Raw genomic sequence first — 26,306 nt, forward strand, 5'->3', positions numbered from 1 at the left:
GAGGGATTCCTTATGCCAAAACATACATCGGGCAAATATGAAAAAATTCTGCAGGCTGCCATTGACGTGATTTCTGAAAAAGGTCTCGACAAGGCCTCTATATCAGATATTGTCAAAAAGGCCGGCACTGCCCAAGGAACGTTCTATTTGTATTTCTCATCTAAAAATGCCCTCATCCCGGCAATCGCAGAAAATCTTCTCACCCATACGCTGGACCAAATCAAAGGAAGGCTGCATGGAGACGAGGATTTTTGGACCGTTTTAGATATATTAATTGATGAGACATTTCTCATTACCGAACGCCATAAGGATATTATCGTTCTCTGTTACTCCGGGCTTGCGATCGACCACTCCATGGAAAAATGGGAGACGATCTATCAGCCTTATTATTCCTGGCTCGAAAAAGTCATCCATAAGGCAATGGAAAGCCGCGAGGTAACGGAAGGAATCAATGCAAAATGGACGGCCAGAACGATTATCAACTTGGTCGAGAATACAGCCGAACGGTTCTATATCGGATTTGAACAAGATGAGAATATTGAAGTGACTAAAAAAGAAATCTTTACTTTCTTAAAACGGAGCTTAGCCACAGTGTAAAAAATGACTGGTAATACCGCTCATTTTTTACTGACATAAAAATGACTGACGTTCATTCATAAAATGAGAGGTGTTTATTTTGAACTGGGTGCTTGTTTTGATTGCAGGACTTTTAGAAGTGGTTTGGGCCTCTTCCCTCAAACATGCCGATTCGCTTTTGGATTGGATCATGATTTTGATTTTGATCGCGATCAGCTTTATGCTGTTGATCCGCTCTTATCGAAAAATCCCCATGGCCGCGGCGTACACTGTATTTGTCGGAATCGGAACCGTCGGAACATATATCACCGGCTTTGTTTTGGGCGAATCCTTCTCAGCAGCGCAAATGTTCTTTTTAGCTTTATTGCTGGCCGGCATTTTAGGAATGAAGCTCTTCACGAAAGAAAGCAAAACACAGTCGGGAGGTGACTCGTAATGGCATGGTTTTTATTAGTCGTTGCCGGCATAGAAGAAATTATAGCTGCCGTCGCCATGAAATATATAGATGGAACAAGAAAAAAGTGGCCGATCATAGTAATGACTGTTGGATTTGGCTTATCCTTTTACTGCCTTTCACAAGCGATGCAGATCCTGCCTGCTGGAGTCGCTTATGCCGTCTGGACCGGCATTGGCAGCATTGGCGTATCTGCAGTCGGCTTTATCTGGTTTAAGGAACGTTTTCAGCTTTCACAGCTGATTTGTCTTGGCCTTATCCTTGCCGGTGTCATCGGCCTGCGTCTTACGTCTTCATCATAAAATAAAGGCATATACAACTGTATATGCCCCAGATTGTTGTTTCGTTTTAGGATTTTGTCATCTTTTCAGCGTGATTGAAAACCCTTGAAGTCTAGGAAGGACGAGCATCGGAGCAGACTTTCACAGGATATGATGACGGCGGCGTTTAGGCAGGACGCTTAAGCATTTAGCCGCCGTTCCTTTCGTCATTCGTGAGCACCGACGCGCCAGGCCTGACAACGAATGCGAGGGTTTGTCGACACGCTGAGGCATATACAACTGTATATGCCCTTGCCATTAAGCCTCGTCTTGATGGTTGTGAAGATGAAGCGGCGGCGGGATGAGCCAGCCTTTATTTTTTAGCAGCCTTAAGTATTTTGCACCGGTTGCCGCTTTAGAGATATGGAACTGCCCAAACATCATGGCAATATCCTCGCGAATTGACTCTCCCATGATTTTGCTGCATGTCACTAGCCCTGCGGCATTTTGCGCTGCTGATGAGACTGCCACATCCGGATCGAGAAACCGCGCACCCGGCGGAATATCATTCAGATCCGCAGCCGGCGGTTCAGGAGAAGCCGGCGGGAGCGCCACCCCGTTTTCCTTCAGGATGCTGCTGACTTGTTTCACTTCATCTTGGCACTTTTCAATGGACTCACGAAGCAGTTTTTTCAAATCGTCATCACCGACATGATGCAATAACATCTGGTAATTGCCGATCATTTTGTTGCCTGCCATCACATAACTCCACAAGCTGAAAACCTCACCATAATGCATCGGTTCCTCTTGCGGATTTCCGCTTAAAATACCCATATTTCATCCTCCTTGCAAATGTCAATATCGCACATCTCTAACGTGCCCAGCAGGAGGAAAATATATGTATCGAAGAGAAAAATTTTAACATCAAACAAAAAAGACAAGAGCGGCAAAATGCCAAACCCTTGTCTTTCTGCTGTTCTATTGGACGCGCTCGGAGGGATTCGAACCCCCGACAGACGTGGTACCGGAAACCACCGCTCTATCCAACTGAGCTACGAGCGCATATGGACTGCGTAATGAGAACGTCAGCACAACCCATTATACGATAAGTTCATCCAAATAACAACCCTCTATTTCAGCAGACCGTTTTTTCATCTATCACATCATCTTATTTGGCAATCTGGCATACGATGGTTTGAACCCTTGTATTTTTGGGGAAAATGGGAAAAAGAGAAGACTTTGCGTGTCAAGCCAGCTTTTTGTTTGACCTTTATTGACCAAAAATGTATCATGTAACTACATACTTACCTAAAAGGTGAAGGAGGAGCATTATGAATTTAATACCTACAGTCATTGAACAAACGAACCGCGGGGAAAGAGCGTATGACATTTATTCTCGTCTATTGAAGGATCGTATCATCATGCTTGGATCTGCGATTGATGACAACGTTGCGAACTCCATCGTGTCACAGCTTTTATTCTTAGAAGCGGAAGACCCTGAAAAAGATATTTCTATTTACATCAACAGCCCGGGCGGCTCAATTACAGCCGGTATGGCGATCTATGATACCATGCAGTTTATTAAGCCGAAGGTATCTACCATTTGTATCGGTATGGCTGCATCAATGGGCGCGTTCCTGCTTGCTGCCGGAGAAAAAGGCAAACGCTATGCGCTACCAAACAGTGAAGTCATGATTCACCAGCCGCTTGGCGGTGCGCAAGGTCAGGCGACAGAAATTGAAATTGCCGCGAAACGCATTCTCTTGCTTCGCGACAAATTAAACAAAGTTCTTGCTGAGCGTACTGGCCAGCCGCTTGAAGTGATCGAACGCGACACAGACCGCGATAACTTCAAGTCTGCTGAAGAAGCGCTCGAATACGGCTTGATTGATAAAATTCTGACTCGCAACACAGAAGAGCAAAAGTAATACTGTAACCTGCAAGAGCTATGTCTCTTGCAGGTTTTTTCATTACTTTTAGATTTCCGTCCACTTTTTCTCTAAAATCGGATACGAGTAGTTCTGCATTTGCTCAATTAACTCATCCGGCCGTGAAGAGCTGTGGATCAGCTTAAGGTGCGAGTCGTTAGAAAACCCTTCTTGAATGCTGTATTTGATCATTTTCATCATCGGTTCAAAATATCCGTTGACATTGTACAGTCCGATCGGCTTTTTGTGGATGCCGATCTGTGCCCAGCAAAGCACTTCAAACAATTCTTCATATGTACCGAAACCGCCCGGCATGGCGATAAAACCGTCAGCCAGCTCGCTCATTTTGGCTTTCCGTTCATGCATCCCGTTTACTTCAATCAGCTCAGTCAGGTTTTGATGGACAACCTCCCCGCTGAACAAACCGCTCGGCATGACCCCGATCGCAGTCCCGCCGTTTTCCATTATTGCGTCAGCAATCGCGCCCATCAAGCCTACGCGGGAGCCCCCATAGACAAGGCCGATTCCCTGCTCAGCCATGTAGGCGCCAAGCTCTTCCGCTTTTCGTTTATACGCTTCATTTCCCCCCGGGTTTGACCCCGCAAATACACAAATGGTTTTCATTTTTTCATCTCCGTATCTATATATCGTGCCAGACATTCAAAAATACACTATATATTGTCCCATCTTCATGTGATAATATCAATATGAAATACATAAAGAATGCGGAGTGATGATGGTGCAGCTGGCTGATGCGGAGAAATGGATGAAGGAATTTTACGAAAAAAGAGGCTGGACAGAGTACGGACCGTTTATTCGAGTCGGCTTTTTAATGGAGGAAGCCGGTGAACTGGCCCGTGCTGTCAGAGCATATGAAATCGGGAGAGACCGGCCTGATGAGAAAGAGTCGACACGTGCTGAGCAAAAACAAGAATTGATTGAGGAAATGGGAGATGTCATTGGAAATATTGCCATCCTTGCTGATATGTACGATGTCTCCTTAGAAGAGATCATCAAAACCCACCAAGAAAAACTGACCAAACGTTTTGAGCATGCATGAAAAAGCGGCCGCAATGGCCGCTTTTTTTAACCTGTGATTTCATCATGATGATCAAAGAAATGCTGTTTTCCTATTTTGTGAAACAGGCCTGTTTTATGCAGCAGCTCCTTCGGCTGCGACTGCAATCCTACAATCATCAGCTTTCCGTTGTGGCGTTTAATTCGGTTCATAATGTTCCCAAGCACTGCTTCAGCCGACGTATCCATGTAGTGCACCTTATTCATGTGCAGAATAAGGGTCTTCGGCTTTTTCTGCACATGCTCCAGCAGTGAAGATTCAAGCGAATCAATGGACCCAAAAAACAGCGGCCCTTCTATAGTATACATGCTGACAGACGGGTCTTCTCTCTTTGCCGCATTCGCCAAAACAGGATGCGATTCCTGATTGTGGATGCGGGTCGCTTCGCTCATTCTTCTGATGAAGAACACAAATGCGAGGAGCAAGCCGGTTGCCACACCGACGATTAAATCAAACAGAACCGTTAGCGCAAAGGTCGCCGCCAAAATAAAGGAATCAGCGGTCTTCAGTCTCAGCATATTCGCGACCTCCTTGCGCTCACTCATATTCCATGCGACGACCATGAGGATCGGCGCCATACTGGCAAGCGGCACATGCGATGCATAAGGCGCGAATACGAGCAGGACAAGAAGAACGACTACACCGTGAACGACGCCGGAAACAGGCGAAACCGCTCCGTTTTTAATATTGGTCGCCGTTCTGGCGATCGCTCCCGTAGCCGGGATTCCACCGAACAGCGGCGCAGCCATATTCGCAATCCCCTGGCCGACAAGCTCCTTATTGCTGTCATGCTTTGAGCCCTTCATGTTATCAGCGACCATCGCGGACAAAATCGACTCAAGGCCGCCAAGAAGCGCGATGACAAGCGCCGCCGGAAACAGCATCACCATTTTATCCAATGTCAGCTCAGGAAACTGAAATTCCGGCAAATGACGGGGAATTTCTCCATACGTTGATCCGATCGTTGCCATGCGGTCAGGGAAAAAGACAACCGCGACCAATGTCGAAATAAGAAGCGCCAATAAAGCGCCGGGCACTTTCGGCATCACTTTCGCGGATACAAGCAAAATGACGAGCCCAATCACCGCTGTCAAAATGGCATACACGTTAAAGGTGCCAAGGTTCTGTGCAATTTCAAACATATTGTGATGAAAATTTTCATGTTTCTCAACATGACTCAAACCAAGAAAGTTAGCGATTTGCTCTGTAAAGATCAGCACGGCAATCCCGGCTGTAAAACCGACGATAACAGGTTTCGGCACGAATTTCATTATTTTTCCGAGCTTAAACAGCCCGAACAGCACCAGCATCACTCCCGCCATAAACCCTGCGATCAACAGGTTCTCAAAGCCATACTGCATCACAATGCCAAATAGAATCGGGACAAAGGCGCCTGTAGGACCGCCAATTTGATATTTGGAGCCCCCAAACAAAGAAATACAAATCCCCGCCACAACAACAGTGTACAGCCCGTATTCAGGCTGAACTCCCGAGGCAATGGCAAACGCCATCCCTAAAGGAATTGCCACGACACCTACTACGATACCTGCAATCAAGTCTTTCTGAAATTTCTGCAAATTATAGTCCTTGAATCTCCCTGAGAATCGCATATTTTGCTATAACCCCCTTATGATTGAGTGTTTATGAGCTCAGTTTCATAACCGTTAATGACCACATCAAGTTTTCCTGTTTCAGGGTGAATGACAAGACCGTGAACCGGCACCTGTTTCGGCAGCAGCGGATGGTTCTTGATCAAATTCACACTGTGGGAAACGCTTTCTTCTACGCTGTGAAAACCGGTCAGCCATGTTTTCAAATCAAGTCCGGCGCTCGCCAGCAAATTCAGGCAGCTCTCTTCCACTCCGCGTTCCTTTGCTTTCTCGAGAATCGAGGACGCATTCAGTCCAGACATCCCGCATTCATGGTGGCCGACAATGCACACCTCTTGAGCCTGCAGTTCATAAATTGCCACCAGTATGCTGCGCATCACGCTTCCAAATGGGTGAGAAACGATGGCTCCCGCGTTTTTTACAATTTTAGCATCGCCGTTTTTCAGTCCCATTGCTTGCGGAAGAAGTTCGGTGAGCCGTGTATCCATACAGGTGACAATGACGAGCTTTTTTGAAGGAAATTTTGTCGTTTTGTACGGTTCATACTTCCTCTCTCTGACAAACCGCTGATTGTGTTCCAAAATTGATGTTAAAGAAACCATTTTGATTCATCTCCCATCCATATGATATTGCAAGCCTTCTTACCCAGCTTACAGTAAGGAATTATAGCATAGGAACACGAAGTGAAACGGCTTTCAAAAAAAGACACTATAAATGGACGGTAGAAACAAAACATACACATTTATATCTTTCAAAGATAATAAAATTTATATTTATTGAATCCTATAGTCTGGATTCAGCTCGCATAATCGTGGTTTGTCTGACAAAAAATATAGGTGAATTCAGATAATTAAAAAACTTTTTTAAGCAATTTTAACTGTTTACCCAGTTTTCAGATTCATTTTAAGTTCAAAAGAACCAGAAATTAAATTGAACACAGCTATCATTTTAACAAATATTTATTTCCGATATAATAAAATAGACAACAGCCATAAAGGGGGAGCCTTGTTGAAACCATTTGTATTCATCACTAAACCGATTCCTGAAGAGATTGAATCATTCATCGGTGAACATTGCCGTTATGAAATATGGAGGGAGGATACGCTTCCAAATGACGTGCTATTTGAGAAATTAAAAGAAGCAGAAGGGCTTTTAACGTCAGGAACGTCCGGGCCGTCAATCAATCGTGAATTGCTTGAACATGCGCCAAACCTCAAGGTGGTCAGCAACCAATCCGTAGGCTATGATAACTTCGATATAGAAGCCATGAAAGAAAGAGGTGTCGCCGGCACTCATACACCTTATACACTGGATGACACAGTTGCGGACTTGGCCTTTTCTCTGATTCTATCTTCCGCCAGACGTGTTGCTGAACTGGACCGATTCGTCAGATCCGGAAAATGGGGAACAGTTGATGAGGAAGCGCTTTTCGGCATTGATGTTCATCATCAGACATTAGGCATTATCGGGATGGGCAGAATCGGTGAACAAGCCGCAAAACGCGCCAAATTCGGCTTCGATATGGAAGTGCTTTATCATAACCGCCATCGCAAACAAGAAACGGAAGACAGCATCGGCGTCAAGTACGCTGAGCTTGATACATTGCTCGAACAGTCTGATTTTATTCTGCTCATTACGCCGCTGACTGATGAAACGTATCACATGATAGGAGAACGCGAATTTAAGATGATGAAGAACTCAGCAATTTTCGTCAATATTTCCCGGGGAAAGACAGTTGATGAAAAAGCATTGATTCGCGCCCTTCAGGAAGGCTGGATTAGGGGAGCCGGCCTAGATGTATACGATAAAGAGCCTGTCACACAAGATAATCCGCTCTTACAGCTAGATAACGTCACGCTGCTTCCTCATATCGGTTCCGCAACAGCAAAAGTGCGCTTCAACATGTGCAAACAGGCTGCCGAAAACATGATCGCAGCCCTCCAAGGGCAAACACCGAAACATCTCACAAAAGAATTTCAATAATAAAAAAACATCCGGTCTGATACAGACCGGGTGTTAAAATGGGATATGCTGCAGAACGGCACGCTTATAGATGTGGCGGGTGACAAGATAATATACCGCCTGAAACACAAAATAAACGAAGATGACCAGTACGGCCTCCAGAAATAAGTTTGAAGACAGCATATTGCTTAACGCCGCATACGCAAATCCTGCATGAATGGTACCCGCAATAAATGGGATGAAGAACAAAAACCCCATTTGTTTTCCTAGAATGGCATGAATCTCTTTGTCCGTAATTCCTATCCTCTTTAATGCCAACACCTGTACCCTCGTATCCTCTATTTCCGTAAACATCCGCAAATACAGCATGCTTCCTTGCACGACAAAAAACAGCACACTGACAAACATTCCTATAAACAGCGTTAATGCCACGGCCTGCTTTACAATCTGATAACTGGGGGCACGTGTTTGAAAATCAGATACATGTTCTTTCGGCACCATGTTTTCAAGTTTTTTAGAGACATCCACCGTCTCCTGCCAATGCTCAAGCTCGTAACCGACTACTCGCATCTGCTGCTTCAGCGGCACATCCTGTGACAGGCTGGCAAAGCTCTTTTCGCTGACGACCAATAAACGGCTGACTCCACCAACTGACATCAATATCCCTTTGTTTTGCTGCTTTTTCATGACATAGGAAAGTGTTTTTCCTGACTTCATCTGAAATGCTGCTGTTTCCCCTTCTCCAAATGTATCTTTCACCATCATCTGAAACGGAACATTGATAAACGCTTCATTTTCTTGCAAATGAATAACAGGTAAACCTTTTTCCTTTGCGACTTGATTATAGATTTTCTCTGAAATCAGCAAGGCTTTCGCTTCCGTTTTCTTGTTTTTATACGGCAGGTCTGATTGAAAAGTGACAGGAATCCCTGTCGCATTTACTTTATACTTGATTTTAGCACCCGCTTTTCTCAGTGTGCTCTCCGCTCTTGCAGGCTCCATCACCTGAAAATGGGAAGCGTCTTTTTCCACCCATGCAACAGCCTGAGGAATGCTTTGCTCCTCCTGCCTTTGCAAATCTGCATAAAACATATAGATGACACCTGTAGCTGTAAGTATGACCGCTGTTATGACAGACGTTAAAAACAACATGCGGGCGTGATCCTTCAGCCGAAAGATCATATTGGAACGGACAATGATATTCGTGCCTTTATAGAAACTGTGTTTTTTTCTGTACAGCATGCGGAAAAATGCAACACCGCTTTGTGTAAAAAAGAAATACGTCCCGATTAACACGAGAATCAAAATCGGAAAAACACGAAATACCATATCAATCGCATTAGCAGTGGCAGACAGATAATAACCGCCAGCGAGACATAACAAGGACAGCACAGTGAGCCATTTCGAATAGGCCGGCAAGCTTTTCGGCTTTTGGGCCGATTTCATCAACTCAATGATTTCAAGCTTTCGAATCCGTGCCAGCGAAAAAATGAGCAATGCCTGAAACAGGATGAGAAAGCCCGCAGCCGTCATCACAAACGCTTTCGGCACAATGACAAACGATATCGGAACCTTCACGCTGAGCATCCATGTCATGATCATGAAAAACAGCTTTGAACATAACAGCCCCGCTCCAATGCCAGCAGCAATCGCCGCAAGAGAGATCAGAGACTGCTCATAATAAATCATCTTGCGGAGCTGCTGTCTTGATGTTCCGAACAGTGTCAGCAGCCCAAACTCTTTCTTTCTCGCCTGCAAAAACGCCGAATTCGAATAGGAGATAAAAAATATACAAAACACAATGATGACGACAAGAGCCGCGCTCAAGCACGTTTTGACAAGGCTTCCGCCATATATATTGTCTTCATTGACATCCGGATGAAAAATGAAAGATGTGAAGATAAAAAACACCGAAACGGCAAACACACAGCTTAAAAAATAGGCGACATATCGCTGCAGGTTCCCAAGTATGTTTTTACGGGCGATGGTTCTCAAATTCATGAAAATCGCCTCCCAACACGCTCAAGGTATCCAATATACTTTGATAAAACACCTGCTGATTTGTTCCTCTGTGAATCTCTGAAAAGAAACGGCCATCCTTAATAAAGACAATCCGTTTACAGAAGCTCGCCGCTGTTGCATCATGTGTGACCAGTAGAATCGTCGCTTCCTTTTCTTCATTCAGCTGAGCCAGTGTGTTCATCACTTGCTTTGCCGATTTTGAATCAAGGTTGCCAGTCGGCTCATCGGCTAGAATGAGCGCCGGATTGTGTATAATGGCTCTGGCACATGCTGCGCGCTGCTGCTGCCCGCCCGACACCTCATAAGTCCGATGGTCGAGAATATGCTTGATTTGCAATGCATCAGCCAATTCATCCAAACGGGCTTCCATTTCTCTCAGCTTTACCTTATCCAGTGCGAGCGGCAGCAGGATATTTTCCCGAACGGTCAGCGTATCAAGCAGATTAAAGTCCTGAAAGACAAAGCCGAGTTCTCTTCTGCGAAACAGAGCCAGCTCCTGATCCTTTAACGTTTTCGGCTGAATGCCGTTAATCATCATCTCACCCTGGGTCGGCTTATCAATGGTAGCCAGCACATTCAGAAGCGTGGTTTTTCCGCTTCCCGACGGCCCCATAATTCCGACAAATTCTCCTTTCGCCACGCTAAGATCAAAGTCGCTGAGCGCTTGATACGATATTGTTCCTTTATTTGAATAGTACGTTTTCGACAGGTTCGTTGTTTGTAGCACATTCATGTTCTGCTCCTCCTTTTTCTTTATTATAAAAAGGAAGTCGGCAGCCTCCCATCGAACTTTCTTGCAATTCCGCTCTCCAATCTTACAAAGCTGTCACATTCACTAGGGTGTCACTTGAAAACACGATGGTCATCACAGTGCCCGTCCCTTGTTCTGATTCTGCATACAGCTGATGGCCAAGCCGGCTGCACACTTGTTTTGCTAAATAAAGACCCATTCCCGTTGCCTCTTTCATGCTTCTTCCGTTTTCCCCGGTAAAAAACGCGTCAAAAATCCGCGGCAGATCCTGCGGCGGTATACCAATGCCTTCATCAGCAACCGACAGGCGCGTTTCATGGCCCACTGTTTCTATCCGGATTGTAATATGGTCTCCCACCCCTTGCCTTGAATATTTCAAGGCATTATAAAGGATCTGCCCGACAACAAAAGAAAGCCATTTTTGGTCGCTCGAAATCTGAACGGGGTTTGGCGGCACATGTAATGTTGGGAAAAGGCGCCGTTTGATAAACTGCCGTTTTTCCTGGTTAATAAGTGAACGGACAAGCTCATTTAAATCGAAAGTTTGCGGCCTTACATCAAACGCAAATTCCTCCAGCCGGGCCGTCTGCAGCATCATATCAAGCCCATGGCGAAATCTCTCATTTTCATCTTCCAGCTCCTCTAAAAACGTTGGAAAAGAAGAAGCGGTCCCGTTTTTTCCTTCTTGAATCATTAAGGAAATGACAGAAACCGGTGTTTTCATATGGTGAACCCATTGATTGGTGAAGGTATAATGCTGTTTTTGCTGATTCGTATAGTGTGAGAGCCTGCCTTCGTATTGCCGACCGAGTGCGTTGATCATGTTCGTCCAAAGCGCCTGCTCTCGAGTTCTTGGCTTTCGGGCTTTCAAAGACTGGCCGATGTCATTCGAAGAAGGCGCTTGTTCCGCAAGCTTTTTGACATAAGTGAGAAAGGAAAACTGCCGAACATAATCAGCGGCAAAACCGGCGGCTAAAAGAACACCGGGCAAAATCCATATGTACATCATATTTTCTGCGGGAGGCTCTGCGCCGCTCTCTATGATGCTTAAATACGCAATCAGCATGGCGGTCCCTATCCCTAATAATGAAAATAAAATAATAGCTAAGCGGTCAATGAGATAAGTCTTTAACACTCCGGTTCACCCTTCCGATTGACTTGAAATTGATAGCCTTGTCCCCTGATCGTTGTAATGCAATTTTTCAGTCCGGCATTTTCCAGTTTTCTCCGCAGCCGATTGACATTGACCGTTAACGTATTATCATCGACAAAATCAACATCATCCCATAACGCCTCCAATAATTCATCACGGGAGACGATTTTTTTATGTTTTTTCAAGAAAATGGATAAGAGCTGGAATTCTTTTTGTGAAAACAAAATGCGGGTGCTGTTCCACTCCGCCTCATTCTGATCAGGATAAATCGTGAGCCCGCCAACCTCCACTATTCTTGATTCCTGTGACAAAGAAGGCGAGTATTCACCATACGTGCGGCGGAGGACGCTTTTGATCTTGGCCAACACTACCTCTAGATGGAATGGTTTCGTGATATAATCATCCCCCCCATTTTCTATCGCCATGACCTGGTTCATCTCATCGGTTCGTGCCGATATAAAGATAATCGGCGCATTGGAAATGGTACGGATTTGCCTGCACCAATAAAACCCGTCAAAAAAAGGAAGATTGATATCAAGCAGGACAAGATCCGGTTTCATTTCTATAAATTCATATTTTATATCATTCAGCTGTTCAGCTATTTTCACTTCATATCCGTATTTTTGAAGATGTCCGCCCAGCAAAGAAGCAATCCGGTCATCATCTTCCACAAGCAAAATCCGATACACGTTTATCCCCCTTACATGTATGTCGCGATGACTTTTCTAGAAGATTCCAAAATTCATTATAGCATGTGGCAGAATCGCAAATGGTCTTTTTCCATACGTTATGATAGAATGAAAAGGAAAAAATTTGCTGTTAAGCAGGTGTCGTCATGAAGAAAATTATGCTGCTTCTGACAATAACGTCAATTCTTTCAGCATGTCAGCCCAACTATACCGGAAAATACATAGAAATTGGGGATACACTAACTGAATACGAAAAAGAGTGCTTTAAAGAGCATCAAATTCCTTATCAATATGAAAAGGGAAAACTGTATGTTCCAGATGATGCATTTGATGTAGTAATCAATACATGTTCATAAGAAAAAGCTTGCAGACATGCTGCAAGCTTTTCACGTTACAAAAAATAAGTATTTAATTTCTCTTCAAACGCTGAAGGGCCGATGTCACGTTTTTGGCCTTCACCGCCGTTTTCATGAATCGTGAAATGGCGGTCTGTCATGACCATCCGTCCGTTTGGTGTCAGCTTTGAAGCGAGCGGTGATTTGTTAAAAGGAGATTTTTCATGAGAGTGAATCATGTCCTTCATGTCATCTAAATCACCGGCATCGCTCTCATCAAGGGTAAAAGCGTAACCGATTTGCCAGCCGTCTCCCTTGTCCATCAATAGAACATGGCTGCCCTTTTCTGTTTCTTCTTCTTTGATTCGAAATGACCCGACAGGTGATTGTACCGTTTCTCCAGAAAGCGGTATCGGCTGGAGCGCCAGGTTGATGCCGAAGCCGATATCAACGATGTACTCGCCTTTTTCCGCAGACAGCCATACAGCAGCATGCGTTCCGTCTAATGCCCACTCTTCTTGTTTTCCTGCATAAACCGTTCCCCGAATGAGCTTCACATGAAACCCGGCCTCACGCAGGACAAAATAAAGCAAACCATTTAAATCGTAGCACAGGCCGCCCCGTTGTTCTTTGACCAGACGGCGCAACAGCTCTTCTTTTGTTACCTTATAATTCTCTTTTGCGAGTACGGCACGGTTTTCAAATGGAAAACGGTATGCCATTGCTTCGAGAAAAAGGGGGAGATCGCCGAAGCTGACATGGTCTTTCTCCCAGCCGATTTTCTGAAAACAGTCTTTTAAAAAATCACTCATTTTTATCACCTAAACTTCTTCTTGAACATAAGCAGCCAGCTTTTCCAGCGCCTCTTGTTCGTCTTCTCCCTGGGCAATCAAGGTAACCTCAGTGCCTGTGCTTACCGCAAGGCTCATCAGCCCCATGATGCTTTTTGCATTTACTTTTTTCCCATCCTTCTCAAGAAACACATCTGACGTAAACCGGTTTGCCTCTTGTACAAACAAAGCAGCAGGACGCGCCTGCAGTCCTGTCTTTAATCGAACTTCCACTTTCTGTTGAACCATAAGATCTCCCCTTTTCTTTACGGTTATTTTAAAGTGACGGTTTGCCCTGTCCGCAGCTGTTCTGCGATTTCGTCAAGTTTTCTCAGCCTGTGATTGATCCCTGATTTGCTGATTTTCCCGCTTGTTACCATTTCCCCTAGTTCTTTCAGCGTCACTTCTTGATAATCAATCCGCAGCTGCGCGATTTCCCGAAGCTTTTCAGGAAGCGCATCCAAGCCGATTCTTTCATCGATGTATTTGATATTTTCCACCTGCCTGAGCGAAGCGCCGATCGTTTTGTTTAAGTTGGCTGTTTCACAATTCACGAGGCGATTGACCGAATTTCTCATATCCCTGACGATTCTGACATCCTCAAATCGCAGCAGCGAATTGTGGGCGCCGATGACGTTCAGAAATTCGGTAATCTTTTCAGCCTCTTTTAAATAAGTGATATAGCCTTTTTTCCGTTCGAGCGTTTTGCTGTTTAACTGAAACTCATTTAACAGGTCGCATAATGAATCGTTATGCTCTTTATAAAGAGAGAAAATTTCTAAATGATACGAGGAGGTTTCCGGATTATTGACCGAACCTCCCGCCAAAAATGCTCCTCTCATATAAGAACGTTTGCAGCATCTCTTTTTGACCAGCTCTTCCGAAATACTTCGTTCAAACACAAAATTCTCCCCGAGTATTTTTAAATCCTCTAAGATTGTTTTGGCATTTTCCGAAAAACGCACAATATAGACGTTATTCTTCTTCAGCCGCATTTTCTTTCTGACCAGCAGCTCGACCGACACATCATATTGTTTTTTCAGCAATGTATAGATGCGGCGGGCAATCGCCGCATTTTCAGTTTGAACATCAAGTACGAGATGGCGGTTTGTAAACGATAATGCTCCGTTCATCCGGATAAGCGCAGACAGCTCTGCGTTAATGCAGCAGTCTTTCACTTCCAAATTCGTTAACTCTTTTTTTGTTTCTGATGCAAATGACATATAGCCACCTCATTTCAAGGCTTCATTCTTTTAGTAAATCGACAAGAAGAGAGGCCACTTTATGTGTATCGTGACGAATTACGTCATTTTTATGCGTTACGATTTGATCTCTGATGACTTCCAGCCCCAGCGCTTTTAGCTCTTCGATATCAAAATCAACAGGACGCGCCGATTCCATTTCGTACTTACGTTTGATTTCGTCAGGAATGTCTTCGCTGTTCACTAATATCGTATCAATGAAATCGCAACCCATATGCTGATTGAGCGCTTTTACATGATCAGCAGCGGTGTAATGGAGCGTTTCGCCGGGCTGAGTCATCACGTTGCAAATGTATACTTTTTTCGCCGGCGCCTTTATGACTTCTTCCCCGATTTTTGGAACGAGCAAATTGGGAAGAATGCTTGTATAGAGGCTTCCCGGGCCGATAATAATCAAATCCGCTTCCCTGATTACCTCTATCGTTTCCGGCAGCGGATCAATACGTTCAGGCGTAAGAAACACACGCTTAATGCGCTGTCCGTACGCCGGGATCGTGGACTCGCCTGAGACCACGCGGCCGTCTTCCATCTCTGCATGCAGAACGACACTGGCATTAGCAGCTGGCAAAACCTTTCCTCTTACATTCAGCACCTTGCTCATTTCTGTGACAGCGTGAAAAAAATCACCGGTTATATTCGTCATCGCTGCCAAAATCAAATTCCCGAGAGAATGGCCTGTTAAGTCATTCCCCTTATTGAAGCGGTGCTGAAAGAGATCTTCAACAAGCGGCTCCACATCGGATAAAGCGGCAAGCACGTTTCTGATGTCTCCGGGTGGCGGAATTTTCAGTTCATTGCGCAGACGCCCGGAGCTTCCTCCATCATCGGCAACTGTCACAATGGCCGTAATGTCAACTGGTTTATGCTTCAAGCCCCGGAGCAATACAGAAAGACCCGTACCGCCGCCAAAGATTGCGATTTTCGGTTTTTGTTCCATCTTATTTCCGGCTTCTCTTTTCAATGTCCCGGTGAGTAACATGAGAATAGTAATCCTTCTTGAAATAATCAGCTAAATGTTCGGCAAGTGTCACAGAGCGGTGCTGGCCCCCTGTGCAGCCGATCGCAATGACAACCTGGCTTTTTCCTTCTCTTTTATATGAAGGCAGCATAAAGCTCAGCAGATCGATCAATTTTTCATTGAACTTCTGCGTTTCATTCCACTTCATGACGTAAGAGGAAACCTCTTTATCCTTGCCAGTCAGCGGACGCATGCTTTCAATATAGTAAGGATTCGGCAAAAATCTGACATCAAAGACGAGGTCTGCGTCAATCGGGATACCGTATTTAAAACCAAATGACATGACATTCACGGTAAATGTTTCTCCTTGGTTTGACGCAAAGTGCTGTACGATTTTTTCACGTAAATCACGCGGCTTCATGTCTGACGTATCATAAATGATTTGAGAGCGGCCTTTTAATTCCTCAAGCAGCTCCCGTTCCAGCCCAATGCCCTCAAGCGGCAGGCCAGTCGATGCCAGCGGATGCGAACGTCTCGTTTCTTTATATCTCGTGACGAGAATGGAATCCTTTGCATCTAAAAATAAAATACGAGGAGTAATCCACGGATTTTCCGCCATCTCATCCAGCGCCTCAATCAGCCGGTCAAAAAATTCACGGCCGCGCAAATCCATCACGAGCGCAACCTTGCTCATTTTCGAATTTGATTCCTTCATCAGCTCTAAAAATTTCGGAAGCAATGAAGGCGGAAGATTATCGACGCAGAAATAGCCGAGGTCTTCAAAGCTTTGAATGGCGACCGTTTTTCCCGCTCCCGACATTCCGGTTATAATGACTAGCTGAATATCATGTGATTCACTAACGCTCATCTTTCTCCCCCCTGACTGTACTATTTACTTGATATGCTGCGGATCTAAACGATAACTGAGCAGCTTGAAGTCCGGTGTATACGTAAAGGTGCCGTGCAGCAGCCCTTGGCCCTTCATCATAAAATCAAGAATATGGCCGTCTCCCGGGGCCATAGGCAAGTGTTGAATCTCCTCAATATTGTGCCACTGCAATTTACCTTCCTCTGATTCGGATACATTTTGCCCGGTATATGAATCAGCGACAAACGTAAACATCATCCACTCAGAGACAATCTGGTCGCCTTCTTTAATGATAAAGGTAAAAACACCTTTTAACTGAGGGTTTATGATATAGATACCAGTCTCTTCTCTGTACTCTCTGATGACGGAGTCTCTGACTGATTCCCCGCTCTCCATCTTGCCTCCCGGCGCGACCCACCAGCCGCGTCTCGGCTTTTGCAGTAGAAGGACCTTGTCATCCGTCTGAAGCACACAATTTGTCACTCTTTGCAAGTACGTTCACCTAACCTTCTCGTCCTGTCATCGTCTCTTTATTATACCGCTTCAAGATGCCTCCCACAATGAAGAGACATTGACAATCTTTTCTTCTATTTTACAGCATATTCATTCATGAATTCAGGTGATTTTTAATGGAATAGGCAACCGCCTTTTATTTTTGGACAAAAAAAGGACACGGATAACTGGAGAATCCGTGCCAAAAAAGTGTATTCATTATAAAAAGGGGGTCAATTACGTTATTAATCATAACCGAAAAGCATTACACAACTGTTACAGCGGAATTAAAACCCAGTAACGTAATGTGAAACTCGTATGACAGCCTTTTTATTTTAAAGTTTTCAGCGTTTCTTGGAGCTCTTCGACATAATGCTGTACGCTTTGTGCCGCAATACTTCCGTCTCCTGTAGCCGTTACGATTTGGCGCAGTGATTTTTCGCGAATGTCTCCGGCAGCGAAAATCCCTTCAACCTTTGTTTCCATGCGGTCGTTTGTTTCGATGTAGCCCTCTTCATTCGTAATGCCCAGATTTTCAAACGGTTTAGACAGAGGAAGCATGCCGATGTAAATGAATACGCCGTCTGTTTTGAATTCACTTTCTTCACCGTTTACTGTATCAACAAGCGTTACGCTGCCGACTTTGCCGTTTTCCTCATGAATTTCCTTCACGGTTTTATTCCAAAGGAAGTCAACTTTTTCATTATCAAATGCTCTCGCTTGAAGAATGCTTTGCGCACGGAGTTTGTCACGTCTGTGAACAATCGTTACTTTTGAAGCGAAACGTGTCAGATACACGCCTTCTTCCACAGCGGAATCTCCGCCGCCGACAACGACAAGCTCTTTGCCTTTAAAGAAAGCGCCGTCACATACCGCACAATAAGACACGCCGCGGCCGCCCAATTCTTTTTCGCCAGGCACGCCAATTTTCTTATATTCCGCACCTGCGGCAATGATCACTGCACGCGCTTTATATTCTTTAGAACCGGCTTTTACCACTTTGTACTCTTTTCCGTCAACCACTTCTTTAATATCGCCATAAGCGTATTCAGCGCCGAATTTTTTCGCGTGTTCGAACATTTTGTTAGAAAGCTCAGGTCCGAGAATGCTTTCGAATCCAGGATAGTTTTCTACATCTTCCGTATTGGCCATTTGCCCGCCTGGAATTCCTCTTTCAATCATTAATGTCGATAAATTTGCTCTTGATGTGTATACAGCGGCCGTCATCCCAGCAGGACCCGCGCCGATAATAATCACGTCATATACTTTTTCTTCTGACACACTATCCACTCCTTAACACGTCTTTTTCAAGTTGGGGCGCTTCTTTATATGATAAGAGTCCCCATCTAACGTATACCTTACCCATATCCTATAAAATCTCAGGGTGATACGCTATTTTTTTGCTCATTTTTTTCTGATCATGATTAAATGTTTTTTAAAAGGGTATATGTATTAATAAAGAAAGAGCCTTCTGTTCAAGAAGGCCCTTGTCTTATTTATTATTGAACAACACGTCTTACAACGCCTTTAAATGCCTTTTTCCAGTAAACGTTGCTCATTGAGTCAATAGATACACCGTGAGATGAATTATCGTTTAGGAAAGTACCGTTTCCTAAGTAAATTCCAACGTGACCGTTTGTTTTGTATGTGTCAAAGAAAACTAAGTCTCCGCGCTTCATTTCAGACGCGCTGACAGCTTGTCCTCTAGCAACTAACGTATCAGTTGTTGTTCCGCCGACAGGTCCAAGGTTGACACCTGCAGAAGCGTATGCCCAGCGTACGAATGATGAGCAGTCAAAAATACGGTTGTTGATATCAGACTGAGAGCGTCCGCCGCCAAATTTGTACGGAGATCTTCCGACAATGCTTGAACCAACGCTGATCGCGCCTTCAATTCCGCCTGAGTTACTGATGACAGTGCCGCCTGAATTGCTGTTTGAGCTGCTTCTCTTCTTAGAAGATGAGCTGTTAGACGAACTGTTTGATGAACTCTTAGAAGAATTGTTGTTTGAAGAATCATCATGAGATGAGCTTGCTGTTTCAGTTGTAGCTGTTTGTGTCTCATCAGATGCTTTTTGCGCTTCTTCCTGCTTTTTGATCAAAGCAGCCGCAGCTTCTTGTTCTTTTTTGATGCGTGCTTGTTCTGCTTCGGTATCTGCTTTTTGGTTCGCAAGCTCAGACGCTTCTGATTTTAATTCAGAAATCGCGTCAGCTGTTTTCTTCTGGCTTGCTTTTGCTTCTTCGAATAGCTTGTCTTTTTCATCAAGCTGTTTATCAAGCTCTTTTTGCATGGTTTCTAATTTAGCCAATGCAGCTTGAACTTCTTTCAGCTTATTATTCAAATCCGCTTCAGAATCTTCAAGTTTCGCTTTATCCTGCTCTTGCTGCTTGATTAAATCTTTGTCTGCATCAACAATTGATGAAACCGCAGTCGCGCGAGAGATAAAGTCACCAAAGCTTGTTGACCCTAAAAGGACATCTATGTATCCTTGAGATCCGCCGCTTTCCTGTAAAGAACGAACGCGTTTTTTCAGGATTTCGTTACGCTTTTCAATACGGGCTTCTGTTTCTTTAATCTCTTTTTTCAGCTTTTTGATTTCTTCTTTTGTTTTAGCGTTTTCTTCTTTTTTATCTTCGATCTCGTTGCTTGTATTAAGCGCCTTATCGTTAATGTCTTTTAGTTCTTTTTCAATCTTTGATTGATTTTCCTGAAGCGCAGTTAATTCTTTTTCCTTCGCTTCTATGCTGGAAGCAACCTCAGATTGCTTGCTTTCGATATTTTGTTTCTTTTCATCTAATGTTTCCGCCGATGCAGTTTTACTTGTAAATGGGATCAAAAAACTGCTTGTCCCGATGACGGAAGCCAAACCAAGTGTCAATAAACTCTTTCTCACTTTTAATATCCTCCCTTTACTGTGAACCTGTTCTCATGTGGAATCGTATTTTAAACATCAAGTTTCGTTCCTCATACTCTACGAGGAATGATGGTTGTTTATGGTTAATGTTTCTGTGTATCTCTTATTCTGGCTGTATAGCGTTTATTTCACATCATATGTAAAAAACACTAATTCCTTATGTACGAGAATCATTATACCATCAAGTTTCGACAAATTAGCGATAAATTTTATTACATTTGTGTTTCAAACAGATGTCAAGTCATTCATCGTTTGTCATTTTTCTTAAACACCTAAAAAAACTGTCGATATTATTCTATTACTATAATCTATCAAATAAAAAAAGAGTCGATTATACAAATCGACTCTTCAAAATATTCTATTCTAGAATATCATCAATATATTTCATATATTTCGTCAGCGTTGCCGGAGAGATGCCAAATCGGGCCGCTGTGTCTTTTTTCGTATCATGTTTTCCGTGAGCTTCTTTCCAAATATAACAAATCGCAGCTGCCCAGCCCTTCTCATTTTTCAATGGAACGGCAGCCCGGATTTGCTGAATGACATGGAACACCCAGCAGCTCATGACCTCTGTTTTCATTTCTTCTTTTTCAGCTCGCTCCAATAATTTGACGGTTTGATAAGCGAAAAGCGCATCCTCTGATACATCAGCAGCCGCCGATTCTCCATTCAAGAGCAGCCTTACAAAATGATTTTCGAAAGGAGCGGTGATTCTCTTCGAGTGTATCACCGCTTCAAGATGCTCCGTTTCTCCCTTTGTGCTGCTGATATAATAGGCTGCGAGACGCTGCTCTACCGATGAAGGGAGTGCTTCCCTCCGTTCAACCCAGGGAGCCGGGCGGTCTTCTCCGGGATATTGCGACTCGACTTTTCTCCAGATCGTCTCGGCGAATTCAGTATGCCCTGTAAAATAAGCGGAGCACGAGAGCCAGTAAAAGAATGTGTCATCGCCTTCAAAACCGCTTTTATATAATGACTTGAGCCATTTATATCCGAGCTCATAGCGGCCGACAAGCGCCAAAGTAGCTCCAAGTTTGTATCGCTGTTCCAATAGCATCGGATACACATTAGAAAGCCGGTCACTCAATTCCGCCACTTTTTCGTCTTCTCTTTCATAATAGTAGAAAACGAGAAGATTGCATAAGGCATGAAGATTTCCTTCATTATGACTGAGCACTTGATAAGCCGTTTCCTTTGCTTTGACGATGTTGCCTGAATAGAAATAGGCGAGCGCCAAATTGTTGTATGCTGACCAAAGCTCCGGATATTCAGCTGTGATTTCCTCAAGCGCCGCCACCGCTTCAACAAGCTGGCCGCTTTCTAAGAGGGACTTTGCCCGATCCTGTTTCACCAGCAATTCATCCTGATCATACAGAGAATCCTCAGGCCCGCCGTCTCCTAAATCTAGCAATTCAAGCAGACTATCGTTTTCTTCAGCGAATTCCCCGTCCGGATCCGCATCTGAATAAGCGGCCGCTTCTTTATAAGCTTCTTGAAAGAGTCCCAGATGGGCAAAATTATTCGCTTTAAAGTAATGGCACTCCGGCATTTCGGTCTCAAGATTTGCCATAATATAATCAAGAAGATCGTTCGACTCTTGATATTGGCCCATTTCTGAATAAATGACCGCAAGCTGCGAAAGCATCTCTGAATCCTCCGGCTCCAAATGAACCGCGCGTTGAATCAGTTTGCTTGCCCGTTTCAGATTGCGCTCTTTATACGCTTTCAAGCCTTTATGAAAAAAATATTGTCCATCTTGAAGCAGCTGGACAATTTGTGCGTGATTTTTATGTTCAGAAGTGTGTTTTCCCACAACTACCCTCCGTTTTTATACAATATTACCGTCAGTAGTATACCATAAATCGTCAGCCCCTCAATAGTTCAAAAGGAAGGATTGGGAAAATCCCCCCGTTTTTTTGCTGGCTGATTCGACCAAAATTTACCCGGCTTTGTTTTCTAAATCCGCGTTCATTTTGAGCTGCTGTTCAGCAAAATCTTTATATAGATCATGCGAAGCCATTAATTCATGATGGGTTCCCCGTCCGGTAATTTCTCCTTTTTCAACAAACAGTAGCTGGTCCGCGTCTACAACAGTAGAGAGGCGGTGAGCGATGACAATCGTTGTGCGGCCCTCCATCAGCACCTCAAGCGCCTGCTGGACTGATTTTTCAGATTGGCTGTCAAGGCTTGAGGTCGCTTCATCAAGCATGAGAATGCTCGGATCTCGGAGAAGCGCTCTGGCAATCGCGATTCTTTGCCTTTGTCCGCCTGACAGCATAATGCCGCGTTCGCCTACCTCCGTATCAAGCTGATTCGGAAGCTCCTTTATGAAATTGAGCGCGTATGCCATCTCCGCGGCCTTTTCGATCTCAGCGTCCGTTACATCACGTTCTAACCCGTAGCAAATATTTTCTCTAATCGTTCCTGACATTAACGGGCTTTCCTGTGATACATACCCGATATGCTCGCGCCACGATTCAAGCGAGTAAGTGTCAACCGGCTCTTCCCCCAGCCGAATGATCCCTGCAGTCGGTGAATAAAAACGTTCAAGCAGCTTAAACAATGTTGTTTTCCCTCCGCCGCTCGGACCGACAATCGCTGTTACTTTCCCTGCCTCAATGACGGCGCTGATCTCTTTCAAAATCAGCTGATCAGGCTTATATCCAAAAGACACACGATCAAGCTGGATAGGCAAATGCGCGTTTTCAATTTGTTTTCCTGTGACAGTATCTTCCTCTTCTTCTGACAAAATCTCAATCATTCTTTCTGTTGCGCCGATTGATTTTTGCAGCTGTGTAAAAAACGTTGTGATCTGGCCCATCGGCATAATAATTTGAAACAAATATAAAATAAAGGCCACGAGTGCTCCGGCAGTGAGCTCGCCTGATGAAACCTGCATGCCCCCGTATCCGATGACTGCCACAAGTGCTGCCATTAATACAAGTGAGATAAGCGGACTGACAAGCGACTGAACCTTGGCTTCACGAACTCCCAGTTTAAATAATGAAGAAATCCCCAGTTTCCCGCGCCCATATTCGACAACCTCCGCATTTGAAGCCTTGACGAGTCTGATTTCCGGAAGGATTTGATTCAGCAGGCCGGTAAAACGGGCTGTTTCATCTTGCGTTTCCCGAGAAATGGTGAACATCTTCCGGCCAATCGGGATTAGGATTAGAGCGGCAAGCGGAACGACAACTAATACAAGCAGTGTCAGCTTCCAATTCATAATAAACAAGATTGTCAGAGATCCAATGACTGAAATGATGCCTGTAATAAACCCGCTGATATGGGTTGTGATCAATTCTTTGACCACCATCGTATCATTCGTCACACGGCTGACGGTTTCTCCGGAAGCGTTTGTATCGAAATAAGGGACAGGGAGCTTAATTAATTTCTTCCATAATAAATCCCGCAGCCCGGAAATGATTTTTTGTCCATTATAGTTAAGCGCGTAGGTGGCATAGGCGCTTAACCCGGCCTGAACGAAAAAAACAAGCGCGATCAGCCCGATTTGTGTCCCTGAAAGAGCTGACATGGAAAAACCGTCGACTAATTGTTTCGTTAATAATGGAATGAGAAGGCTGACCAGTGTGGTCACAATACTTAGAACCAGCGCAAAAGCAAGCTTTCCGTAAGAAGGGTTGGTCTGCTTCACTAATGCAAAAAAAGGTTTCAATTTACTTTTCGATTTTTGTTGCTGGGTTGGCATATACTTTTTCCTCCTGTTTCAGCGTTCAGAAAGGTGAAATGTCGTATCAAAAGGATGATTTTTACTCTTTCTCAATCATATCAATGGAGAGAGACTTTTTCAGTATATTTTTGCCATGATGAAAATAAAAATCTCCCACTCGTGTTTTGAAGTAGGAGAGGTATGATCTTATACATCCTTAACAGGCTTCTTTTTCCTGTAAGTCAATGTCACATCCTGCTTTCGCAGGTCTTCAATCATCATTTTGTACCGATCCACTTTGGCGGTATGTTCTTCTTTTATCATTTGAAGTGCGGCTTTTTGTTTTTCACTTTTTGATTCAAGTTCTTCTTTTATTTTTTTGACAATCGACCCTTTTTGTCCTTTGATTTCTTCTTTTAGTGAAGACTCAAATTTCTTTGTCAGACTGAGAATGTCGTTGATCGGTTTATTGAGGCTGCCTGCTTTCCCCTTCATTTCGTCCTGGGCAAGAAACATATAAGTAGTTGATACAATTTCTGTTTCACTTTCTGAAAATAAGGAAGTCACTCTTCATATTCCTCCTAAAGCTGAAAATCAAATAACTGAGAAATCATTTCTTCTTTTTCAAACAGTTTTTCAATACTCTCGCGGATGTTTTTGATGAAATCTCTTTTTTCTGTTGCCTGTTTTTTTAATTCAGCAACAATTCCGTCATTAGCAGGGAGCGCACCTGTGTGGAAAGATTCATGAACTGAGATTTTTTCCAATTTATCAAATGTGTGGCTGAAACCAGCTGCAAGCCGGAATTGAAGATCAAAGGCATAATGCGAAGGATTTTCTTCCATATGATGAATAGCGGTGATGATCGCTTGTTTTTTGTCACTGAAGTCTTCGTCGATTTCCTGACTGTAAACCTTCTGGTACTTAGAAATTGCATCTTCCATATCTTCAACGATCTTCATGCCGTTTTGATAGATTCTGACAGCGGAAGAAATATTGACTTTAATCGATTCTCCTGAGCCGCTCTTTCCTGTAAAGTAAATATCGGAGCCTTTATAGCTGAAGCTTTTTTCTTTCGATAGTGCATTCAGCATTTGAACAATGCTATGACCATCGACAATAAGTTTTAATGCGTCTTTTGTTTCTTCGTCAAGTGTATCTATAGAGGACAAAATTGATTTTACGTAATCTACTATTTCACCAACATCTTTTAGTGCTTGTGTAAACTGACCATGCTTTAGATGGTCAATAAAAAGTTCATACCGAGATTCTATGCCTCGCATACTCGCATTCATATTCGTTAATTCTTTTTTGATCACTTTCTTTTGCGTTTCATCGATATACCCATTTTCAGCTAGTTGATCTACGACCGGTCCGCTGTTTCCCAATAATGTATGGAGAAAACCTAAAAACGACGGCAAATTCTCTTTAATTCGGCCATACATTTGCTTAACGTCATCAAAGTTTTCATAAATGACACTCGCTTTCGCTAAAGCACCATCTGTGTACTTCACTTTATCTATCAGCTCTATGTCAATCCCGCTTGCAGCCTTTACAAAACCGTTCAAGCCGTCTTTATCATAGTCATCCTTATATTTTTGAAGGAATGTTTGAATCGCTCTCACGTCTTCATCAGGAATCCCATCCATAATGTTTCGAATGCCTTCTACACTTGTATTTGTATCCGCCATTTTCACATCGCCGAATGTAATGAAGTCTGCCTTGCCGCTCGCACCGTACAGAGGGTCATCCTTTGAGATGCGCTGGGTGATGTTTGCTGTTACGCCTTTGTCTTCATAATATTTTTGGATTTCTTTTTTTAGCTTTTCTGGTGGGATAGAATCAATGTCTTCGTACTTATAATTCAATTTACTAATAACATATCTATTTAAATTTTCATCAGTTTCAAGTAACTGATTGATATTAACCTGAGCTCCATTTACCCCATAAACTTCATCAAATTCACCGTCAATCAGTTGCACCATTACTTGATTATTATTTGCTAGTGAATGTCCCAATGCAAACGTTTTTAATTCCTCAGAGTTACCAGCAGCTTTTTTTGCTTTTTTTGTAAACTCTTTTGTAGCCTCATACTGACTATGATCGATTCCTAAAAAAAGACCAAAAAAGTTATACGACCAATCCTTATTATCAGCACTGCCTTCTGAAATAATATGAAGCTGATCGATATGTTTTTTCTTATCTATTATATGGATTGCCGTCCCATCGTAACCTGATTCTCTGGTCGAGCTTTCTATACTTGCATTCTGGTTAACAAGTTCATTGGACGTATAGATTTCAATTTCAATATTTTCAGGAAGATCATGGCGGGTTTCTTCTTTATAAATTCTGCGTACATCTGCTTCGAAATCCGCTTTGGCTTCCTTAACTTCACTTGTTTTAATTGAAGCGAACTTTTGTTTATAATCATATTCTAAATCAATCAGACGCAACTTTACGTTCTCATTCTCAAATACATTTTTATTTTCCATC

Annotated in this window: 27 protein-coding genes and 1 tRNA gene; 7 read left to right on the top strand and 21 right to left on the bottom strand. The window is 43.6% G+C overall.

The annotated features are described in order from the left end of the window. The first annotated feature begins 12 nt into the window (after positions 1-12). The 3 genes from M1D98_RS16580 (at position 13) to M1D98_RS16590 (ending at position 1,332) form a co-directional block, all read left to right on the top strand. Positions 13-597: a TetR family transcriptional regulator gene (locus tag M1D98_RS16580; protein ID WP_010328689.1), complete on the top strand. Its 585-nt coding sequence runs from the start codon at positions 13-15 to the stop codon at positions 595-597. A 79-nt stretch (positions 598-676) separates the two neighbouring features. Then, positions 677-1,012, top strand: coding sequence for a DMT family transporter (locus M1D98_RS16585; RefSeq protein WP_456279751.1), 336 nt, complete (start codon positions 677-679; stop codon positions 1,010-1,012). Beyond that, positions 1,012-1,332 (top strand): DMT family transporter, encoded by a 321-nt coding sequence (locus M1D98_RS16590; RefSeq protein ID WP_010328691.1) that lies wholly within the window; start codon positions 1,012-1,014, stop codon positions 1,330-1,332. The genes M1D98_RS16585 and M1D98_RS16590 overlap by 1 nt, the downstream gene beginning before the upstream one ends. A gap of 276 nt (positions 1,333-1,608) precedes the next feature. On the opposite strand, the gene M1D98_RS16595 is transcribed toward M1D98_RS16590, so the two are convergent. Further along, positions 1,609-2,124 (bottom strand): DUF3231 family protein, encoded by a 516-nt coding sequence (locus M1D98_RS16595; protein WP_010328692.1) that lies wholly within the window; start codon positions 2,122-2,124, stop codon positions 1,609-1,611. A 152-nt stretch (positions 2,125-2,276) separates the two neighbouring features. Next, positions 2,277-2,352: transfer RNA gene (locus tag M1D98_RS16600), tRNA-Arg, on the bottom strand. A 269-nt stretch (positions 2,353-2,621) separates the two neighbouring features. Here M1D98_RS16600 and clpP point away from each other — a divergent pair. Then, a complete protein-coding gene (gene clpP, locus M1D98_RS16605; protein WP_003219849.1) occupies positions 2,622-3,218 on the top strand; it encodes an ATP-dependent Clp endopeptidase proteolytic subunit ClpP in 597 nt (198 codons plus the stop codon). 48 nt (positions 3,219-3,266) lie between these two features. Here the strand turns inward: clpP and M1D98_RS16610 are convergent, their stop codons facing one another. Further along, complete coding sequence (locus tag M1D98_RS16610; protein ID WP_010328693.1) at positions 3,267-3,842, bottom strand: LOG family protein; 576 nt, start codon at positions 3,840-3,842, stop codon at positions 3,267-3,269. A 115-nt stretch (positions 3,843-3,957) separates the two neighbouring features. Here M1D98_RS16610 and M1D98_RS16615 point away from each other — a divergent pair, with 115 nt between their 5' ends. Further along, a complete protein-coding gene (locus M1D98_RS16615; RefSeq protein ID WP_010328694.1) occupies positions 3,958-4,278 on the top strand; it encodes a MazG nucleotide pyrophosphohydrolase domain-containing protein in 321 nt (106 codons plus the stop codon). Between the two features lie 26 nt (positions 4,279-4,304). Here the strand turns inward: M1D98_RS16615 and M1D98_RS16620 are convergent, their stop codons facing one another. After that, positions 4,305-5,906: a SulP family inorganic anion transporter gene (locus tag M1D98_RS16620; RefSeq protein WP_010328695.1), complete on the bottom strand. Its 1,602-nt coding sequence runs from the start codon at positions 5,904-5,906 to the stop codon at positions 4,305-4,307. A 17-nt stretch (positions 5,907-5,923) separates the two neighbouring features. Next, on the bottom strand, positions 5,924-6,508 hold the full coding sequence (locus M1D98_RS16625) for a beta-class carbonic anhydrase (RefSeq protein WP_010328696.1): 585 nt from the start codon (positions 6,506-6,508) through the stop codon (positions 5,924-5,926). 403 nt (positions 6,509-6,911) lie between these two features. Between M1D98_RS16625 and M1D98_RS16630 the strand changes: the two genes are divergently transcribed. Continuing rightward, on the top strand, positions 6,912-7,889 hold the full coding sequence (locus tag M1D98_RS16630) for a 2-hydroxyacid dehydrogenase (protein ID WP_121643345.1): 978 nt from the start codon (positions 6,912-6,914) through the stop codon (positions 7,887-7,889). 33 nt (positions 7,890-7,922) lie between these two features. On the opposite strand, the gene M1D98_RS16635 is transcribed toward M1D98_RS16630, so the two are convergent. The 4 genes from M1D98_RS16635 to M1D98_RS16650 form a co-directional block, all read right to left on the bottom strand. Then, positions 7,923-9,869, bottom strand: a complete 1,947-nt coding sequence (locus M1D98_RS16635; protein ID WP_456279752.1) for an ABC transporter permease — start codon at positions 9,867-9,869, stop codon at positions 7,923-7,925. Continuing rightward, positions 9,844-10,623, bottom strand: coding sequence for a lantibiotic ABC transporter ATP-binding protein PsdA (gene psdA, locus M1D98_RS16640; RefSeq protein WP_010328699.1), 780 nt, complete (start codon positions 10,621-10,623; stop codon positions 9,844-9,846). The genes M1D98_RS16635 and psdA overlap by 26 nt, the downstream gene beginning before the upstream one ends. An 82-nt stretch (positions 10,624-10,705) precedes the next feature. Then, positions 10,706-11,776 (bottom strand): HAMP domain-containing histidine kinase, encoded by a 1,071-nt coding sequence (locus M1D98_RS16645; RefSeq protein WP_268550763.1) that lies wholly within the window; start codon positions 11,774-11,776, stop codon positions 10,706-10,708. Continuing rightward, positions 11,770-12,483 carry a response regulator transcription factor gene (locus tag M1D98_RS16650; RefSeq protein WP_268525978.1) on the bottom strand — a complete coding sequence of 238 codons (714 nt, stop codon included), beginning with the start codon at positions 12,481-12,483 and terminating at the stop codon, positions 11,770-11,772. Before M1D98_RS16650 ends, M1D98_RS16645 begins: the two co-directional genes overlap by 7 nt. Positions 12,484-12,629: 146 nt before the next feature. On the opposite strand from M1D98_RS16650, the gene M1D98_RS16655 reads away from it, so the two are divergent. After that, complete coding sequence (locus tag M1D98_RS16655) at positions 12,630-12,839, top strand: hypothetical protein (RefSeq protein WP_268522340.1); 210 nt, start codon at positions 12,630-12,632, stop codon at positions 12,837-12,839. 35 nt (positions 12,840-12,874) lie between these two features. On the opposite strand, the gene M1D98_RS16660 is transcribed toward M1D98_RS16655, so the two are convergent. The 12 genes from M1D98_RS16660 to M1D98_RS16715 form a co-directional block, all read right to left on the bottom strand. Further along, entirely contained in the window at positions 12,875-13,639 is a 765-nt protein-coding gene (locus M1D98_RS16660) for an arylamine N-acetyltransferase family protein (protein WP_082246306.1), read from the bottom strand. Further along, positions 13,640-13,897: an HPr family phosphocarrier protein gene (locus tag M1D98_RS16665; RefSeq protein WP_003219835.1), complete on the bottom strand. Its 258-nt coding sequence runs from the start codon at positions 13,895-13,897 to the stop codon at positions 13,640-13,642. A 23-nt stretch (positions 13,898-13,920) separates the two neighbouring features. Next, complete coding sequence (gene whiA / locus M1D98_RS16670) at positions 13,921-14,871, bottom strand: DNA-binding protein WhiA (RefSeq protein ID WP_010328704.1); 951 nt, start codon at positions 14,869-14,871, stop codon at positions 13,921-13,923. A 22-nt stretch (positions 14,872-14,893) separates the two neighbouring features. After that, positions 14,894-15,847 (bottom strand): gluconeogenesis morphogenetic factor, encoded by a 954-nt coding sequence (gene mgfK / locus M1D98_RS16675; RefSeq protein ID WP_121643776.1) that lies wholly within the window; start codon positions 15,845-15,847, stop codon positions 14,894-14,896. A gap of 1 nt (position 15,848) precedes the next feature. Next, entirely contained in the window at positions 15,849-16,736 is an 888-nt protein-coding gene (gene rapZ, locus M1D98_RS16680) for an RNase adapter RapZ (RefSeq protein ID WP_010328706.1), read from the bottom strand. 24 nt (positions 16,737-16,760) lie between these two features. Continuing rightward, positions 16,761-17,228: an 8-oxo-dGTP diphosphatase gene (locus M1D98_RS16685; protein WP_039075406.1), complete on the bottom strand. Its 468-nt coding sequence runs from the start codon at positions 17,226-17,228 to the stop codon at positions 16,761-16,763. 330 nt (positions 17,229-17,558) lie between these two features. Then, positions 17,559-18,509: a thioredoxin-disulfide reductase gene (gene trxB / locus M1D98_RS16690; protein ID WP_010328708.1), complete on the bottom strand. Its 951-nt coding sequence runs from the start codon at positions 18,507-18,509 to the stop codon at positions 17,559-17,561. A 218-nt stretch (positions 18,510-18,727) separates the two neighbouring features. Beyond that, the gene (locus M1D98_RS16695) at positions 18,728-20,122 is read right to left on the bottom strand and encodes a C40 family peptidase (protein WP_010328709.1); all 1,395 of its coding nucleotides are present in this window, start codon (positions 20,120-20,122) and stop codon (positions 18,728-18,730) included. A gap of 379 nt (positions 20,123-20,501) precedes the next feature. After that, positions 20,502-21,956 carry a tetratricopeptide repeat protein gene (locus M1D98_RS16700; protein WP_456279753.1) on the bottom strand — a complete coding sequence of 485 codons (1,455 nt, stop codon included), beginning with the start codon at positions 21,954-21,956 and terminating at the stop codon, positions 20,502-20,504. A 126-nt stretch (positions 21,957-22,082) separates the two neighbouring features. Further along, positions 22,083-23,852 carry a multidrug resistance ABC transporter ATP-binding protein/permease BmrA gene (gene bmrA / locus M1D98_RS16705; RefSeq protein ID WP_268522344.1) on the bottom strand — a complete coding sequence of 590 codons (1,770 nt, stop codon included), beginning with the start codon at positions 23,850-23,852 and terminating at the stop codon, positions 22,083-22,085. A gap of 168 nt (positions 23,853-24,020) precedes the next feature. Next, entirely contained in the window at positions 24,021-24,380 is a 360-nt protein-coding gene (locus M1D98_RS16710; RefSeq protein WP_456279754.1) for a hypothetical protein, read from the bottom strand. Between the two features lie 14 nt (positions 24,381-24,394). Further along, on the bottom strand, positions 24,395-26,305 hold the full coding sequence (locus tag M1D98_RS16715) for a DUF6792 domain-containing protein (protein ID WP_456279755.1): 1,911 nt from the start codon (positions 26,303-26,305) through the stop codon (positions 24,395-24,397). Between the last annotated feature and the right edge of the window lies 1 nt (position 26,306).

Source organism: Bacillus sp. K7 (assembly GCF_053903245.1).

Coding starts and splice junctions, on each gene's coding strand:
- M1D98_RS16590 (WP_010328691.1), top strand. CDS start 1,012: ATGGCATGGTTTTTATTAGTCGTTGCCGGCATAGAAGAAATTATAGCT.
- M1D98_RS16595 (WP_010328692.1), bottom strand. CDS start 2,124: ATGGGTATTTTAAGCGGAAATCCGCAAGAGGAACCGATGCATTATGGT.
- whiA (WP_010328704.1), bottom strand. CDS start 14,871: ATGTCATTTGCATCAGAAACAAAAAAAGAGTTAACGAATTTGGAAGTG.
- M1D98_RS16625 (WP_010328696.1), bottom strand. CDS start 6,508: ATGGTTTCTTTAACATCAATTTTGGAACACAATCAGCGGTTTGTCAGA.
- M1D98_RS16715 (WP_456279755.1), bottom strand. CDS start 26,305: ATGGAAAATAAAAATGTATTTGAGAATGAGAACGTAAAGTTGCGTCTG.
- M1D98_RS16620 (WP_010328695.1), bottom strand. CDS start 5,906: ATGCGATTCTCAGGGAGATTCAAGGACTATAATTTGCAGAAATTTCAG.
- M1D98_RS16580 (WP_010328689.1), top strand. CDS start 13: ATGCCAAAACATACATCGGGCAAATATGAAAAAATTCTGCAGGCTGCC.
- M1D98_RS16635 (WP_456279752.1), bottom strand. CDS start 9,869: ATGAATTTGAGAACCATCGCCCGTAAAAACATACTTGGGAACCTGCAG.
- bmrA (WP_268522344.1), bottom strand. CDS start 23,852: ATGCCAACCCAGCAACAAAAATCGAAAAGTAAATTGAAACCTTTTTTT.
- mgfK (WP_121643776.1), bottom strand. CDS start 15,847: ATGGAACAAAAACCGAAAATCGCAATCTTTGGCGGCGGTACGGGTCTT.
- M1D98_RS16655 (WP_268522340.1), top strand. CDS start 12,630: ATGAAGAAAATTATGCTGCTTCTGACAATAACGTCAATTCTTTCAGCA.
- M1D98_RS16610 (WP_010328693.1), bottom strand. CDS start 3,842: ATGAAAACCATTTGTGTATTTGCGGGGTCAAACCCGGGGGGAAATGAA.
- rapZ (WP_010328706.1), bottom strand. CDS start 16,736: ATGAGCGTTAGTGAATCACATGATATTCAGCTAGTCATTATAACCGGA.
- M1D98_RS16665 (WP_003219835.1), bottom strand. CDS start 13,897: ATGGTTCAACAGAAAGTGGAAGTTCGATTAAAGACAGGACTGCAGGCG.
- clpP (WP_003219849.1), top strand. CDS start 2,622: ATGAATTTAATACCTACAGTCATTGAACAAACGAACCGCGGGGAAAGA.
- psdA (WP_010328699.1), bottom strand. CDS start 10,623: ATGAATGTGCTACAAACAACGAACCTGTCGAAAACGTACTATTCAAAT.